Annotated in this window: 14 protein-coding genes; 7 read left to right on the top strand and 7 right to left on the bottom strand. The window is 69.6% G+C overall.

The features are described 5' to 3' along the window. Positions 1 to 25: 25 nt before the first annotated feature. The 7 genes from ACZ6ZD_RS02000 to ACZ6ZD_RS01970 are packed head-to-tail and all read right to left on the bottom strand — an operon-like array spanning position 26 to position 7,009. A complete protein-coding gene (locus ACZ6ZD_RS02000) occupies positions 26 to 667 on the bottom strand; it encodes a choice-of-anchor M domain-containing protein (protein ID WP_465667397.1) in 642 nt (213 codons plus the stop codon). Next, complete coding sequence (locus tag ACZ6ZD_RS01995) at positions 664 to 1,308, bottom strand: choice-of-anchor M domain-containing protein (RefSeq protein ID WP_465667395.1); 645 nt, start codon at positions 1,306 to 1,308, stop codon at positions 664 to 666. The genes ACZ6ZD_RS02000 and ACZ6ZD_RS01995 overlap by 4 nt, the downstream gene beginning before the upstream one ends. Then, complete coding sequence (locus tag ACZ6ZD_RS01990) at positions 1,287 to 2,165, bottom strand: anchored repeat-type ABC transporter permease subunit (RefSeq protein WP_465667393.1); 879 nt, start codon at positions 2,163 to 2,165, stop codon at positions 1,287 to 1,289. Before ACZ6ZD_RS01990 ends, ACZ6ZD_RS01995 begins: the two co-directional genes overlap by 22 nt. After that, complete coding sequence (locus ACZ6ZD_RS01985; protein ID WP_465667391.1) at positions 2,162 to 2,908, bottom strand: anchored repeat-type ABC transporter ATP-binding subunit; 747 nt, start codon at positions 2,906 to 2,908, stop codon at positions 2,162 to 2,164. The genes ACZ6ZD_RS01990 and ACZ6ZD_RS01985 overlap by 4 nt, the downstream gene beginning before the upstream one ends. After that, entirely contained in the window at positions 2,905 to 3,663 is a 759-nt protein-coding gene (locus ACZ6ZD_RS01980; protein ID WP_465667389.1) for a choice-of-anchor M domain-containing protein, read from the bottom strand. Before ACZ6ZD_RS01980 ends, ACZ6ZD_RS01985 begins: the two co-directional genes overlap by 4 nt. After that, positions 3,660 to 5,198 carry an anchored repeat ABC transporter, substrate-binding protein gene (locus ACZ6ZD_RS01975; protein WP_465667387.1) on the bottom strand — a complete coding sequence of 513 codons (1,539 nt, stop codon included), beginning with the start codon at positions 5,196 to 5,198 and terminating at the stop codon, positions 3,660 to 3,662. Before ACZ6ZD_RS01975 ends, ACZ6ZD_RS01980 begins: the two co-directional genes overlap by 4 nt. After that, positions 5,195 to 7,009, bottom strand: coding sequence for a TIGR03773 family transporter-associated surface protein (locus ACZ6ZD_RS01970; protein ID WP_465667385.1), 1,815 nt, complete (start codon positions 7,007 to 7,009; stop codon positions 5,195 to 5,197). Before ACZ6ZD_RS01970 ends, ACZ6ZD_RS01975 begins: the two co-directional genes overlap by 4 nt. Positions 7,010 to 7,326: 317 nt before the next feature. Between ACZ6ZD_RS01970 and ACZ6ZD_RS01965 the strand changes: the two genes are divergently transcribed. The 7 genes from ACZ6ZD_RS01965 to ACZ6ZD_RS01935 all read left to right on the top strand — a co-directional run bounded on the left by ACZ6ZD_RS01965 (position 7,327) and on the right by ACZ6ZD_RS01935 (position 15,469). Continuing rightward, positions 7,327 to 7,965: a 50S ribosomal protein L25/general stress protein Ctc gene (locus ACZ6ZD_RS01965; RefSeq protein ID WP_465667383.1), complete on the top strand. Its 639-nt coding sequence runs from the start codon at positions 7,327 to 7,329 to the stop codon at positions 7,963 to 7,965. Between the two features lie 45 nt (positions 7,966 to 8,010). Continuing rightward, positions 8,011 to 8,586, top strand: a complete 576-nt coding sequence (pth, locus tag ACZ6ZD_RS01960) for an aminoacyl-tRNA hydrolase (protein ID WP_465667381.1) — start codon at positions 8,011 to 8,013, stop codon at positions 8,584 to 8,586. Positions 8,587 to 8,597: 11 nt separating this feature from the next. After that, positions 8,598 to 12,221, top strand: coding sequence for a transcription-repair coupling factor (gene mfd, locus ACZ6ZD_RS01955; RefSeq protein ID WP_465667380.1), 3,624 nt, complete (start codon positions 8,598 to 8,600; stop codon positions 12,219 to 12,221). A 23-nt stretch (positions 12,222 to 12,244) separates the two neighbouring features. Next, positions 12,245 to 12,874, top strand: coding sequence for a SurA N-terminal domain-containing protein (locus tag ACZ6ZD_RS01950; RefSeq protein WP_465667378.1), 630 nt, complete (start codon positions 12,245 to 12,247; stop codon positions 12,872 to 12,874). A 12-nt stretch (positions 12,875 to 12,886) separates the two neighbouring features. Further along, on the top strand, positions 12,887 to 13,996 hold the full coding sequence (locus ACZ6ZD_RS01945) for a nucleoside triphosphate pyrophosphohydrolase (protein WP_465667377.1): 1,110 nt from the start codon (positions 12,887 to 12,889) through the stop codon (positions 13,994 to 13,996). 94 nt (positions 13,997 to 14,090) lie between these two features. After that, the gene (locus tag ACZ6ZD_RS01940; protein ID WP_465667375.1) at positions 14,091 to 14,933 is read left to right on the top strand and encodes a phosphotransferase enzyme family protein; all 843 of its coding nucleotides are present in this window, start codon (positions 14,091 to 14,093) and stop codon (positions 14,931 to 14,933) included. After that, the gene (locus ACZ6ZD_RS01935) at positions 14,930 to 15,469 is read left to right on the top strand and encodes an RNA 2'-phosphotransferase (RefSeq protein WP_465667373.1); all 540 of its coding nucleotides are present in this window, start codon (positions 14,930 to 14,932) and stop codon (positions 15,467 to 15,469) included. Before ACZ6ZD_RS01940 ends, ACZ6ZD_RS01935 begins: the two co-directional genes overlap by 4 nt. The last annotated feature ends 19 nt before the right edge of the window (positions 15,470 to 15,488 follow it).

Raw genomic sequence — 15,488 nt, 5'->3', positions numbered from 1 at the left:
AGGCCCCCTGCGGTTCACGGTGCTGTTACGGCTGGACGGTGAAGGTGTAGGTCTTCTGACCGGTGGTGATGGCGGTGCCGCCGGTGGTGGTGGCGGTCACTTCGAAGGTGGCGGTGTAGGTGCCCGCGGCTTCGAAGGCCCAGTTGGCGTGGGCGTGGGTGTTGATGGGCAGGGAGCGGGTGTCGGGGAGGCCGTTGCCGCTGTCGAACCAGACGGTCGGGGTGCCGAGGGAGCTGGTCGTGTAGACGGCTACGTCGTCCGGTCCGCTGACGGAGATGAGCTTGACGGAGACGCTGTTGCCGGACAGGACGCCGCTGGGGACACCCTCGGTGCTGAAGCCCGGCCAGACGATTCCGGTGGCCTGCGTCTGCGGCAGGATCCAGACCGGGTCGCCAGGCGCGCCCAGGAACGAGTACGCCGAACCCGACGGCACAGTCGTCTTGCTGGCCGACACTGCGTTCAGTACGACGTCCGCCGGGGCCCGGTCGACAGCCGGGGTGACAGTGCCGTCCCTGAGGTCCAGCGTCAGTGCGGAACCCGTCCAGTCCACGTCGATGGCGTCGACGTGACCCGACGAGATGGTGGTCAGTGCGAAGGCCGGAGTCACTGCGAGGACAGTGGCGGCGATTCCGGCGACCAGAGCGCCGGCTACCGCACGGGCCGTCACTTCTGCACCTTGAAGGTGTAGGTGGCGACAGCCGAGGTGACCTTCTTGCCAGTGGCGGCCAGCGTGCCGCTGACCTTGAACTTCAGCTTGTAGGTGCCAGCCGCCTCGAAAGCCCAGTTGGCGTGCAGGTGACCACCGGCCGTCGTGTTGATGGTGTCCGGCAGCCCGTTGCCGCTGTCGGCCAGCCGGGTCGGCGTACCGAAGGCGTCGGTCGTGAAGATGCTGAAGTCGGCCGGGCCGGTCACTCCGACCAGCGTGACCTTCAGCGCGTCGTTGGTGAAGACGCCGGAGGCGATCTCCTCGGATCCGATCCCCGGCCAGAGCAGCTCCGGGTCCTGGACCTGCGGCAGCACCCAGGCAGCGCTGCCCGGCGTACCGAGGAAGCTGTACGCCGGGTCGTTCGGTACGGCGATCTTGGCGCCTGGCTTGGCGACCAGCTGCACCTCGGCCGGGGTGTACTCGGTAGCGCTCTCCTCGTCGTGCACGTGGACGTTGAAAGCGTTGTCCTCCCAGGCGATGCCGACGACGTCGACATGTCCCTGGTCGAGGACGACGGCAGTGGCGGCGTTCGCTGGGACGGCGACGCCGGTCAGCGCGAGGACTGTCGTGGCGGACAGCACTACGCGGTGGAGCTTGCGCATGCGTTTCCTTTCAATGACTGTGTTGACTTCTTCTGGGACAGCAAGCCGTGCTTGGGCGCGAACACCCAGCAGGCGATGAACACCGCCGTGGCGGTGAGCACGATCAACCCGCCGGCGGCGAGGTTGAAGGCATAGGAGAGGTAGAGCCCGGTGAGTCCGGAGCCGGCGCCGATCAGCGGCGCGATCAGCATCATCACGCCGATCCGGTCGGTGAGCAGCCGCGCGCAGGCGGCCGGCGTGATCAGCAGCGCCAGGACGAGGATGTTGCCGACGGCCTGGATCGAGATGACGATCGCGACCGTCACCATCGCGTACAGCGCGAGGTCGAGCCAGAAGATCGGCAGTCCGACCGAACGCGCGGTCTCGCGGTCCAGACCGACCGTCACGAACTCCTTGTGGAACGCGCCGGTGACGAGCAGCAGGGCGGCGCCGGCGACGCCGACCGTGACCACATCGGCGTTGCCGATCCCCAGTACGGAGCCGAACAAGAACGACTCCAGTGAGCCGCCGTAGCCGGGCGCGGTGCTCATCACGACGATGCCCAGGCCGAAAGCCCCGGCGAAGAACACTCCGATCACGGTGTCCTCTTTGAGCCGTCGGTTCTGCGAGAAGATCGCGACGGACACCGCTGTGGCGAGTCCGGCGACGATGCCGCCCAGGACCAGGCTGGTCTTCAATACGAACGCGATCGCGATCCCTGGGAACACTGAGTGCGCCACGGCGTCCCCGATGAACGCCATCCCGCGCAGTGCGACATGTGTCCCGATCACTCCGCAGACGACGCCGGACATCAGTACGACCAGGAAAGCGCGCTGCATGAACACATGCGTCCACGGCTCGGTGAAGAACTCGATCATCGGGTCACTCCCAGGCTGTGCAAGAGCTGCTCGGACCGAGCGACGCCGAAGGCGCGCAGCCAGACCGCAGGGTCGCGCAGCTCCTCAGGCGGCCCATCTGCGACGACTGTGCCGTTCAACAGACACAGCCGGTGGCAGGTGTCCGCTGCGGCCGGCAGATCGTGCGTAGTCATCAGAATCGCGGTCCCCTCGGCGGTGAGGTCCTTGAACAACCGCGTGAGGATTTCCTGCGTCGGTACGTCGAGACCGGTGAACGGCTCGTCCAGCAACAGGAGCTGCGGCCGCAGCGCCAACGCCCGCGCGACTAGCACCCGCTGCCGCTGGCCACCGGACAGCTCACCGATCGGCCGGTTGGCGAGGTCGGCCAGGTCGACGCGTTCCAGAGCCTCCTGTACGGCGTCCCGGTCGGACTGCCCGGGACGGCGTAGCCAGCCGATGCGGTGTGTCCGCCCGGTCATCACCGCAGTGCGGACCTGCACCGGGTAGTCCCAGACGAACTCGTGCCGCTGCGGCACGTACCCGATCGAGCCGCGCGCTGCGGACGGCGTACTGCCGTTGATCGTGATGCTGCCCGCGGTGATGGGCAGCAGTGCGAGCAGCGCCCGGAGCAGTGTGGTCTTGCCGGCGCCGTTCGGACCGATCAGGCCGACATGTTCGGAGGCGGCGATGCTGAGGTCGATGTCGTGCAGGACCTGACGTCCGGCTAACTCGACGGCCACTCCGCTGACAGTCAGTACAGTCATCGGCGCTTCCTCGCTACGACGATTCCAGTGCTTGCAAGGACCAGAACGACCGCACCGGCAACGAACCACCACACCTCGACGCCGCCGTCGGACTGCGTCGTGGCGACCGGAGCTGGGGTGGCGAACGCTGTCCGGGCGTCGCCGTCGCCGGCATAGATGCGCAGCGTGCGGCGATCGGTGGCGGTACTGCCGTCGGTGAGCTTGGCGGTCATCGCGACGTCGAGCAGGTAGGCGCCCGGGGCGTCGAACGTCCAGTTGCCGTGGACGTGCGTGTTCACGTCGACACCGGTCTGCTGCGGGAACGGCTTGCGGCTGTCGAACACCGCTTGCGGCTTACCGAAGTCCGAGTTCAGGAACAGCGTGAACGCACCCGGCCCCTGCACGCCCTCGAGTGACCAGGTCACTTCGCGGTCCACCCGCGTAGCCACCTCCCGATCCTGCGTGTTCCAGCCCGGCCAGACGATGCCGTCCTGCTGGACCTGCGGGATCACCCAGACCGGCTGCCCCGGCTTGCCGAGGAACTGGTACGCCGGGTCGTTCGGGACGGCGATCTTCGACTTGCCGTTCGCCTGGACGACGACGCCGTCGAGATCTCGCCAGGTCTCCGGATCGGTCGTGTCGTCGCGCAGCTGGACGGTCCAGCGGCCGTCGACGAACCGCGGCCCGAGATCGACATGGCCGTTGCCAATGACAACAGGTTCGGCGGTCGGCACCAGCGGTGCGACAGCGAGGAGCAGAGCGGCTAGTAGCTTCATCGGTGGTCTCCCAGACAGCGCTTCAGCTCGTCGGCGTTGTGCCGCATCATGTCGACGTACGTCCGGGCGTGGTCGTCGAACGAGTCGCCGTACAGCGAGCAGACCTGGACGCCCTGGTCGCGGGCGACCTGGATCAGGACCGAGGCCCGCTGTGCCAGGTTCGGCTCGGTGAACACGGCCGGGACGCGCAGGTTGCGGATGGTGTCGGACAGCTTGCGCACCTGCTCGACACTCGGCTCCTGCGCCGGATTCGGGACGACGAAGCCCGCGACCGTCATCTCGTACGCCGAAGCCAGGTAGCCGAACGCATCGTGTGTGGTGACGAGCTGGCGCCGGGCGGGCGGGATGGTGGCCAGCGTCGTCCGGACGTAGCTGTCGAGGTCGTCCAGCTTGGCCAGGTAGGCCTTGGTGTTCGCCTCGTAGGTCTGCTTGCCGTCCGGGTCGGCGGAGCTGAGTGTGTCCCGCATCAGCTGGGCGTACGCCTTGGCGTTGGCGACGTCCTCCCACAGGTGCGGGTCGATCTCGCCGTGTACGTGCTTGCCGAGGACCGCCTGCGGCAGCTGGTGGATCTGCGTGCCCGGTTTGCCGAGGAAGCTGAACCGCTGGTCGTCCGGGATCGGGACCAGCGCCTTGTTTGGGACGTCGATCACCACATTGGCGGCCGGCACCTGCGTCTGCGGCGCACCAACCTTCTTGGCATCGGAGTACGCGTACACCTGGCCGGAATCCAGGTCTACGGTCAGATCGGTGTGACCGTCGTCCAGCACGGTCGCTGGGCCGTTGCCGCCCGGTTTGACCGTGTGCGGCTCGACACCGACCGCAAAAGTGAAGGTGCCCTGGCCGAGCGGCTGGAGCTTGCCGTCGTTGTTGTCGAGGGCTCCGGTCAGCGTGAGGCGGTACACGCCCGGTTTGGTGAAGGCCCAGTTCAGATGCGTATGGGCGGCGGGCGGCAGCGTCGTACTGTCGGATTTGTCGAGGCCGTCGGTGGAGTCGAAGTACTTGTCGGGCTGACCGAGCGACTCCGTCAGATAGGCGACCAGCTGGCCCGGACCGTCGAGTTTGGTCGCAGCGAGCTGGACGGACGACGTCCTGGTCGCACCGCGCTGTTTGCCGGTGCCGCGGACGCGGAGTCCGAGCCAGAGCACGTCCAGACCGATGTTCTCCACCAAGGGGATGACGTTGGCGCCGTACGACTCGGCTGCTTCAGCGAGAGAGACGTTGGGGGCGTCTTTGGCGGCGTTCGCGTCGATCGTCTTGATCAGGCTCTGCGGTTCCAGTAGTAGGTGGTTGGTGAAGGTGACATCTGCCTGCGCTACCCGTTTGGCGTCTTTGGGCGTCGGCTCGTAGGAGTGCGGGTCACCGCCGGGCGGAACGAGGCTGGAGGCCTGGACGCGGTCTCCGCCTACCTGCTGGGCCAGATCGGCCAGGATCTCGGTGGTGGTGACGACGTTCAGCTTGTCGGTGCTGTTACCGGCGGCCGCGCCACAGGCGGTGAGCAGGGTGAGGCTGAGGGCTACTGCGGCGGCGCGCTTCATCGGTTGCCTCGGCGAGCGACTAGTAGCAGACCGGTGCCGAGCAGCAGGAACAGAACTGCCGCGGCGATCCAGCCGGGGGTCAGGTCGGCGCCGGTGGCAGCCAGACGGCAGTCCGGTTCTGGTGTTGCTGCGGCCAGAGGTGCTGCGGCCGGGATCGAACGGGCGCCGCCGGGGGCGACCACGACCGTGAGGGTGTTGGTGGCGGTCTGCGTGCCGCTCGCGTGGGTGAAGGTGAGGCGGTAGGTGCCTGGCTTGGTGAAGGTCCAGTTGCCGTGGGCGTGCGTGCCGATGGGGACCTTGTAGGTGTCGGGGAGACCGTCGGCGGAGTTGAAGATGATCTGCGGCTGGCCGAAGGGGTTGAACTCGAAGACGGCGAAGCGGCCGGGGCCGGTGACGGCGTCCAGACGCCAGGTGACGTTGTCGGCGGGGAGCTGGCCGGGTTTGAGCTCCTCGGTGTTCCAGCCGAGCCAGATCACCCCTGTCTTCTGGGTCTGGGGGATCTGCCAGACGGGGGTGCCTTTGGGGCCGAGGAAGCTGAAGGCGCCGCCGGGGGAGGTGGTGCCGGCTGCCGGTGTCAGGCGGATGGTGACGGTCTTCGGGTCACGCCAGACGGGGGCGCCGGGTTTGGTGCCGTCCTTCACCCGGGAGCGCAGTACGCCGTTCTCCAGCCGGACGGCGTAGTCGGCGTGGCCGTCTTGCAGGGTGGTGGTCGTGGTTGGCGGAGGTGTGGTGGTGCTGGGGGAGGTGGTCGTTCGGGGCGCTGTGGTTGGCGGGGTGGTGGTCTGGGTGGGGGGAGGGGTGGTGATGCAGGCCGTGGTTCGGGTGGCTGTCCCCGGCGGACGGGCGGAGGTGGTCGACGGTTGGGCGGCCGGGGGAGAGGTGGGGCGAGGGGTGGGCGTGGAGCTGGCGGTGGGGTGCGGGGTGGAGGGCTGGGACGTCGGGGTGACCGACGGGCCGCTGGTCGGCGGCGGGGTGGTCGGCTGGCCCGTGGGAGTCGGTTGGCCCGTGGGAGAGGGAGAACCAGGTGGGGTGCCGGGCGGAGTGGTCGGAGGGCTCGTAGGTGGCGTGCCCGGGGGTGTTGTGGGTGGAGTGACCGGCGGTGTGGTGGGTGGGGTGGCTGGGGGTGTGGTGGGCGGGGTGTAGGGGCCTACTGCCCAGGTGTAGGTGGTGGGGCGGGAGGTGAGGTGGGCGCCGGTGGTGGTGGTCGCGGTGGCCTGGAAGGTGAGGGTGTAGGTGCCGAGGGCGGAGAAGGACCAGTTGGCGTGGACGTGCCGGCCGACCGGCTGGCGGAGGGTGCGGTAGGCGGGGTCGACGGAGCTGAAGAGGCGGGGGACGGCGCCGGTGAACTCGTCGTAGTTGAAGAAGACCTCGACGGCTCCGGGGCCTTCGGCCGACAGCAGGGTGAGGTCGATGCTGTCGTCGCGGAAGACGCCGGTGGGCAGGGTCTCGGTGTCCCAGCCGGGCCAGATCAGCTCCGGGTCCTGGGACTCGGGGGCGATGAAGACGGTGCTGCCGGGGGCGCCGAGGAAGGCGAAGGCCGGCAGGTCGGGGAGCTCGGTGCGGGCCGAGCCGCGGTCCTCGAGGTTGAAGACGAGGCCGGCCGGGTCCGCCTCGCGGTAGTCGCCGCTGCCGATCCGGGTGGCGAGGTTCAGCGCGGCGCCGTCGTACGTCGTGTGCAGGGCGTCGGTGTGGACGGCGCGCAGCACCTCGGGCGCGGCCTGCGCCGACAGCGGGACGAGCAGGCAGAGCGTGCCGAGGACGAGGCTCAGGAACGCGGACAGCAGGGCAGGACGGGAGTGCGTGGCGGTCACAGCCGCGGACTTTATCTGACTTGACAATCATTTTCAGTAAGGTCACCCGATTCCGGCCCGGAGGACGCCCAAAAGTCGTCGTTCGGCGGGTGGGCCAGGGGCCCGGGCCCGGATTTCTGATCTGAGCGCCTCGGTGGGTAGACTGTCGAGGTTGCCTCGGCGAGGGACGCCCCCCGAGAACTGATGGGCGCGGCTCCGTGATCGACGCGGTGGTTCGTTGCTTGATGCCTTCTCGGTGTCAGCAGGCGCCCGCTGAGGCCGCAGCCGAGTTTCAGCCAGTCAACAGATCACCGCAACGCATCTGAGGAGTTCATCTCGTGGCCGAGGTCAAGATCCAAGCCGAATCGCGTTCGGAGTTCGGCAAGGGTGCTGCCCGCCGAATCCGCCGGGACAACAAGGTGCCCGCCGTCCTCTACGGCCACGGCAGTGACCCCGTGCACATCACGCTGCCCGGTCACGACACCATGCTGGCCCTGAAGACCGCCAACGCCCTGCTGCTGATCGAGGTCGCCGGCGGCGAGAGCCACCTGGCGCTGCCGAAGCAGGTCCAGCGCGACCCGCTGAAGGGCACCATCGAGCACGTCGACCTGGTCATCGTGAAGCGCGGTGAGAAGGTCCAGGTCGAGGTCGCCGTCCACCTCGAGGGCGAGGCCGTCAGCGACGCCCTGGTCGTCACCGAGCACACCACGGTCCTGGTCGAGGCCGAGGCGACCCACCTGCCCGAGCAGATCACCGTGTCGATCGAGGGCCTCGAGCCGGGCGCCCAGATCCACGCCTCCGACCTGCAGCTGCCGGCCGGGACGACGCTGGCCGTCGAGCCGGAGACGCTGATCGTCAACGTCACCGCCGCCCCGACCGCCGAGCAGGTCGACGCCGAGCTGGCCGGCGCCGAGGCCGAGGCCGGCATCGAGAAGGACGAGCCGGCCGCCGAGCCGGTGGCCGCCGCCGCGGAGTAATCTCCTCCGCGCAGCAGCACACACTTTCAGGAAGGGCCGGGATCCGTGGCGGACGACGTGTGGTTGGTCGTCGGGCTGGGGAATCCCGGCCCTTCCTATGCCCGCACGCGGCACAACATCGGCCACCTGGTCGCCGACGAGCTGGCCGCCCGGACGGGGGCCAAGTTCAAGCAGCACAAGCAGGTCCGCGCCGAGGTCGTCGAGACCCGGATCAGCGGCCTCCGGACGGTGCTGGCCAAACCGCGCTCGTACATGAACGAGTCCGGCGGCCCGGTCTCCGGCCTGCTCAAGTTCTTCAAGGTGGACCCGGCCCACCTGATCGCCGTGCACGACGAGCTGGACATCGACTTCGGCGTCCTGCGCTGCAAGTTCGGCGGCGGTGACAACGGGCACAACGGGCTGAAATCACTGCGCAAATCGCTTGGCACCGGTGAGTACTATCGAGTGCGGTTCGGGGTGGGTCGTCCGCCGGGCCGGCAGAGCCCCGCCGACTTCGTGCTGAACGAGTTCTCTTCCGTGGAACGCAAGGATCTTCCGTTCGCCGTCGACCGGACGGCGGACGCCGTCGAGTCGCTGATGACCGCGGGGCTCGAAGCCACCCAAGGGCTGTACAACTCCTGATTGGACAACGCGTGAAACTGAGCGGTCTCGTCGACACGCTGATCACCGATCCGGTGGTGGCCGACGCGGTCCGGGACGCCAGGGCCGACGGCGGCAGCACGCTCGACCTCGCCGCGCCGGGCCCGATCCGGCCGGTGCTGCTGGCCGCGCTCGCGGCCGCCCAGGGCGCGGACCGTCCGGTGCTGGCCGTCACGGCCACCTTCCGCGAAGGGGAGGAGCTCGCCGAGGCCCTGCAGTGTCTGGTCGATCCGGCCTCGGTCGCCTACTACCCCGCGTGGGAGACGCTGCCGCACGAGCGGCTGTCGCCTCGCTCCGACACGGTCGGCCGCCGCCTCGCCGTACTGCGCCGCCTCGTGCACCCGGACCCGTCGGACGAGACGACCGGGCCGATCAAGATCCTGGTCGCGCCGGTGCGGTCGGTGCTGCAGCCGCAGGTCGCCGGGCTGGCCGACCTCAAACCCGTCCAGCTGCACGTCGGCGACACGGTCGACCTCGAGGAGGTCGTGACCGCGCTCGCGGGCGCCGCGTACAGCCGGGTCGACCTGGTCGAGCGGCGCGGCGAGTTCGCCGTCCGCGGTGGCATCATCGACGTCTTCCCGCCGACCGAGGAGCACCCGCTGCGGGTCGACTTCTTCGGCGACGACGTCGAGGAGATCCGGTACTTCGCGGTCGCCGACCAGCGCTCGCTGGAGATCGCCGAGCACGGGCTCTGGGCGCCGCCGTGCCGCGAGCTGCTGCTGACCGACGAGCTCCGCGCGCGGGCCGGCGTCCTGGCCAAGGAACACCCCGAGCTGGCCGAGCTGTTCGAGAAGCTCGCCGAGGGGCACGCGGTCGAAGGGATGGAGTCGCTCGCGCCGGTTCTGGTCGACGACATGGAGCTCCTGGTCGATCTGATGCCGGCCGGCACGCATGTCGTGGTCAGCGATCCGGAGCGGGTGCGCGCCCGGGCGCATGACTTGGTTGCCACCAGCCAGGAGTTCCTGGAGGCGTCGTGGGCGGCCGCGGCCGGTGGCGGCGAGGCCCCGATCGATCTGGGTGCGGCGGCGTACATGTCGCTCGGCGACGTCCGGTCGCAGGCGCTGGCCAAGGGCCTCGCGTGGTGGAGTCTGTCGCCGTTCGCGGCCGCGCCGGACGACGCTCCCGAGCTGCGCGACTCGATGGGCGAGCGGGTCTCGTTCAGCATCGACACCGACGCGGGAGCCGTTCGCAGTAAGACGATCGCGGCTCATGAGGTCGATCCGTACCGCGGGGAGACGGCGTCCGCGATCGAGGACCTCCGGGGCTGGCTGCGCGACGGCTGGCGGGTCGTCTGCGTGACCGAGGGCCAGGGCCCCGCGCAGCGGCTGGCCGAGGTGCTGTCGGACGCCGAGGTCCCGGCCCGCACGGTCGAGGGGATCGCCGAGGTCCCCGCGCCGGGGGTCGTGCTGATCTCGCAGGGCGCGCTCGACCACGGGTTCATTGCCGATGGCATCAAACTCGCCGTCCTCACCGAGAACGACCTGGCCGGCCAGCGGTCCGCGGCCGAACGCCGTTCCCAGCAACGGATGCCGTCCCGGCGGAAGAAGTCGGTCGACCCGCTCGAGCTGCAGCCCGGCGACTTCGTCGTCCACGAGCAGCACGGCGTCGGCCGGTACGTCGAGATGATGCAGCGCACCGTCGGCACCGGCAGCCAGAAGACCACCCGCGAGTACGTCGTCGTCGAGTTCGCGCCGAGTAAACGCGGTCAACCGGGGGACCGGTTGTACGTCCCGACCGACCAGCTCGACCAGGTCACCCGGTACGTCGGCGGTGAGCAGCCCACGCTGGACCGGATGGGCGGCGGCGACTGGGCCAAGCGCAAGGGCCGCGCGCGCAAGGCGGTCAAGCAGATCGCCGGCGAGCTGATCAAGCTGTACGCCGCCCGCCAGGCGACCAAGGGGCACGCGTTCGCCAAGGACACCCCGTGGCAGCGCGAGCTCGAGGACGCGTTCCCGTTCGTCGAGACGCCCGACCAGCTGGCCACCATCGACGACGTGAAACGCGATATGGAACGCGTCATGCCGATGGACCGGATCGTCTGCGGCGATGTCGGATACGGCAAGACCGAGATCGCCGTCCGGGCCGCGTTCAAGGCCGTCCAGGACGGTAAGCAGGTCGCTGTCCTGGTGCCGACGACGCTGCTCGTGCAGCAGCACTACGCGACGTTCGCCGAGCGGTACGCCGCCTTCCCGGTCACGGTGGCGCCGCTGTCGCGGTTCCAGACCGACAAGGAGGCCAAGGAGGCGTTGGAGGGCCTGGCGAACGGCTCGATCGACGTCGTGATCGGCACCCACCGGCTGCTGTCGGGTGAGGTCCAGTTCAAGGATCTCGGGCTCGTCATCGTCGACGAGGAGCAGCGGTTCGGCGTCGAGGCGAAGGAGCAGCTGAAACGGCTGCGGACGGCGGTCGACGTCCTGACGATGTCGGCGACGCCGATCCCGCGGACGCTGGAGATGTCGATCACCGGCATCCGGGAGATGTCGACGATCGCGACCCCGCCCGAGGAGCGGCATCCGGTGCTGACCTTCGTCGGCGCGTACGAGGAGGGCCAGGTGACCGCGGCGATCCGGCGCGAGTTGCTGCGCGAGGGCCAGGTCTTCGTCGTCCACAACCGGGTGAACACGATCGAGAAGGCGGCCGCGCGGATCCGCCAGCTGGTGCCCGAGGCGCGGGTGAGTGTCGCGCACGGCCAGATGAACGAGCACACCCTCGAACAGGTCATCCAGGACTTCTGGGAGAAGCGCTCCGACGTGATCGTCTGTACGACGATCGTCGAGTCCGGGATCGACATCTCGAACGCGAACACGATGATCGTCGAGCGGTCCGACCTGCTCGGGCTCTCGCAGCTGCACCAGCTCCGCGGCCGGGTCGGGCGTGGGCGGGAGCGGGCGTACGCGTACTTCTTTTTCCCGCCGGAGAAGCCGCTCACCGAGACCGCGCACGACCGGCTGGCGACGATCGCACAGCACGCCGATCTCGGCGGCGGGATGGCGGTCGCGATGAAGGACCTGGAGATCCGCGGCGCGGGCAACCTGCTCGGCGGCGAGCAGTCCGGTCATATCGCGGACGTCGGGTTCGACCTGTACGTCCGGCTCGTCGGCGAGGCCGTCGCGGAGTACCGCGGCGACACCCAGGCCGAGGAGCCCGAGGTCAAGATCGAGCTGCCGATCGACGCGCATCTGCCGCACGACTACGTCCCGTCCCAGCGGCTGCGGCTGGAGATGTACCAGCGGCTGGCCGCCGTCCGGGACGCGGCCGGGATCGCGGAGCTGGTCGAGGAGCTCCACGACCGGTACGGCAACATCCCGCAGCCGGTGCTGAACCTGATCGAGGTGGCGAAGTTCCGCAATCACGCCCGGGCGGCCGGCTTGCAGGACGTGACACTGCAGGGTTCGAACATCCGGTTCGGGCCGGTGGATCTGGCCGATTCGAAGGTGCTGCGGCTGAACAGGCTGTACCCGAAGAGTCTGGTCAAGCCGCAACTGCGTACGATCCTGGTGCCGAGACCTGCCACCCGGCCGATCGGCGGCCAGCCGCTCCGCGACCAGGAGCTGCTGCAATGGTGTACCCGGCTGATCGACGACATCGTCGCCGAACCGGTCGGAGCGACGGCGTGATCACGAGCAAACGAGGAGATTCGGTGAGCAGAGGGCGGAAGTTCGGGGCTCTCGGTGCGGCGGCGGCCCTGGTGCTGCTGGCCGGCGGCTGCGCGGCCGGGACGCACCCGGGTGCGGCGGCCACGATCGGGGCGACCGAGATCAGCGTCAGCGACGTCGACGAGACCGCGCGCGCGGTGTCCGGCGCGCTCGGCCAGCCGTTCGAGACCGCGGTCACGCTGAACGAGCTGGTCAACAACGCCCTCGTCCAGCAGGTCCGCGACCAGCGGTCGGTGACCGTGACGGACGCCGAGACGGCGGCCGCGGCGAAGCTCGTCGTCCGGGACGCGACCGCGTTCCAGAAGTTCGAGGCCGACCCGGTCGCGCGCGACTTCCTGTACCGGGTCGCCGCGACGGCGGTCGCCACGATCAAACTCGGCGGCGGCACCGGGGTCACCGACCCGCAGGCCTCCCAGGCGCAGCGCGCCGGCGTCGCCGTCATCAAGGACGCCGCGAAGAACATCGACGTCGCCATCGCGCCGCGGTTCGGCCAGTGGGTCGACGGCGCGCTCAAGACCGACGTCTCCGGCTCGCTGTCCGAGGAGTCCGACCAGGCCAAGGCGAAGCGCCAGGCCGCCGAGGACGCCCAGCGCCAGCAGCAGCCCCAGGGCTGAGGTTCGCCTCCGATGCCCGGTGCCCCCGGCGGCTCGATCACGCTCCTCCTGACCAGCCCCCGGGTCCCACCGGGCCTCCTCACCCGCCTCGCCTGGACAGCCCTCTCCGCCGCCGACGCCATCGCCGCTGCCCCGGCGGCGACCGGCCGAGCTGCTCGCTCCGCGGATCACGCCGTCGGCGGCGTCGCGCCTGGAGCGCCGCACGCCACGAACGCGGCGGCTGCTGGCGGCTCCTCGTCCTTCCCCGGCCCCGCAGGGGCCGGGAGGGGGGCTGATGTGGAGGCGATCGCGGGCTCGGGGTTCGTGGTTTCGGAGGTCGCGGGCGGGTCTGCCGAGCACTGGGCGTGGTTGGAGGCGGCTGCTCGGGAGGGGCGGCGGGTGGTTTGGGTTGTGGGGGAGGACGGCGAGCCCGGGTTGATGCGGGTGGTGGCCGGGCAGTTGAGTGTGGAGCCGCGACCGGCGTACGAGGTCGAGGTGCTGCACGGGTCGTACGACGTGCCGGGGGCGCGGTTGGTCGACCTGGTGCGGGTGATGGACCGGCTGCGCCGGAACTGCCCGTGGGACCAGGAGCAGACGCACGAGAGCCTCGCGAAGTACCTGCTCGAAGAGACCTACGAGACGCTCGAGGCGATCGACACCGGCGATCGCGACCACCTGCGCGAAGAGCTCGGGGACCTGTTGCTCCAGGTCGCCTTCCACGCCCGAGTCGCCGAGGACCACCCCTACGAGCCGTTCACGATCGACGACGTCGCGGGCGGGATCGTCGAGAAGCTGATCCGCCGGCATCCGCACGTCTTCGGCTCGGTGGACGCCGCCGACGCCGCCGCCGTCGAGGCGAACTGGGAGTCGATCAAGGCCGCCGAGAAGCAGCGCTCCTCGGTCCTGGAAGGCATCCCGACGGCCCTCCCCGCCCTCGCGCTGGCCGACAAGATCCTCGGCCGCGCCGCCAAGGTCCTCCCACCGACCCCCAAGACACCCGCTGACGCCCAGGAGCGGATCGGCGCCGAACTGCTCGCCCTCGTCCGCGAGGCCCGCACGCTGGGCATCGACGCCGAGCAGGCCCTCCGGACGACGCTCCACGGTCTCGCCGCCGACATCCGCGCCGCAGAATCCACAGACTGACCGAACCAGCTGCGCCCCTGGGGAATGGGGTGTGGCGCTGCTCTGGGGTGGAAAACGGGCTGCGGGTGGGTGGTGGGGGTGACAGGGTGGCGGCGTGGATGTTGTTGGGGTGCTGCGTGAGGTGTGGGGGCTGCGGGCGGAGCGGGTTGAGGTGTTGCGCGGCGGGATGAACTCGTCGGCGTGGGAGGTGGCGGGGGATGGGTGGCGGGTTGCGGTGAAGAGCGTGCCGGCGGCGGATAGCGGGTTCGGCCCTGGACTGCGGGTTGCGGAGCGGCTGAGTGCGGCGGGGGTTGTGAGTGGGCGACCGCGGCTTAGCGCGGCGGGACGGCTGAGTGAGGTTGTCGACGGGCGTCAGGTCGCGGTGCTCGAGTTCGTGGAAGGTGAACCGCTCACGGACGCCGAAGCGGACCAGCGGGCCATCGGCGTCCTGCTCGGGCGTGTGCACGGCGTCCTGCGCGAGCCTGCGGGCGACCTGGACGACTGGCTGTCGATGGCGACCGTCTTCGCGGACTACTTCGACTACGAGGAGTGGATCGAACCCGCCGTCCACGCCGCGCTCGACGGCGTCCGCGCCCTCCCGCCCCTGACCTGGGCCTGGCTGCACGGCGACCCCGCCCCGGAGGCCTTCCTCCGCCAACCGGACGGCGACCTCGGCCTGATCGACTGGGGATCGGCGTCCCGCGGCCCCGTCCTGTACGACGTCGCCTCAGCCGTCATGTACCTCCACGGCCCGGCGCACGTCGTCCCGGCGTACCTCACCCAGCGGCCGGAGCTGGCCGCGGAGCTCGAGAGCGGCGTGGACGCCTTCCTGCGCCTGCGGTACGCCGTCCAGGCCGGCTACTTCGCCTGGCGCTGCGCCGAAAACATCCCCACCGGCCTCGACGACCCGAACGGCAACCGAACCGGCCTGGCAGACGCACGGAAGTACTTCGAGTGAGCGCCGACAGCCGGATGATCTCCCGCCTGCTCCGGCATACCGCGGGCGAGCGTGGCCTCGCCATGACGCCCGACGGCTGGTCGGCGATCGACGACGTACTGCGGGTGCTCGGGATGGAGCGCGCGCGGCTGGACCGAGCCGTCGCCGAGAACGACAAACAGCGGCTACAGGTTGACGGGGAGCGGATTCGGGCTGGTCAGGGGCATTCGCTGGCCGGGATGCCGGTGACTCGTGAAGCTTTGGAGAACAGTTGGAAACGGGTCTACCCCGATGAATTGCTCTGGCATGGAACTACTGAGCGTGTGGTTCCGGTGATTCGGCGTGAAGGGCTGAAGCCGGGACGGCGTACTCATGTGCATCTGGTGCCCGAAATCGGCAGTCCGGTGGGGCGGCAGACCAAGGTGGATGTGTGGCTGGGTGTGGTTTCCGTTAATTTGGCGGTGTATCGGGCGCCCAACGGGGTGTTGCTGGTTCGGGAGGTCCCGCCGGGTGCGATCGTGGACGCGGTCCACCCTGCGCGGTGGTCTCACCGATAGGCTCGGAGCCGATTCGTCA

The sequence above is a fragment of the Kribbella sp. NPDC104218 genome, from assembly GCF_055584105.1.
This window is presented reverse-complemented; position numbering and strand designations above follow the sequence as displayed.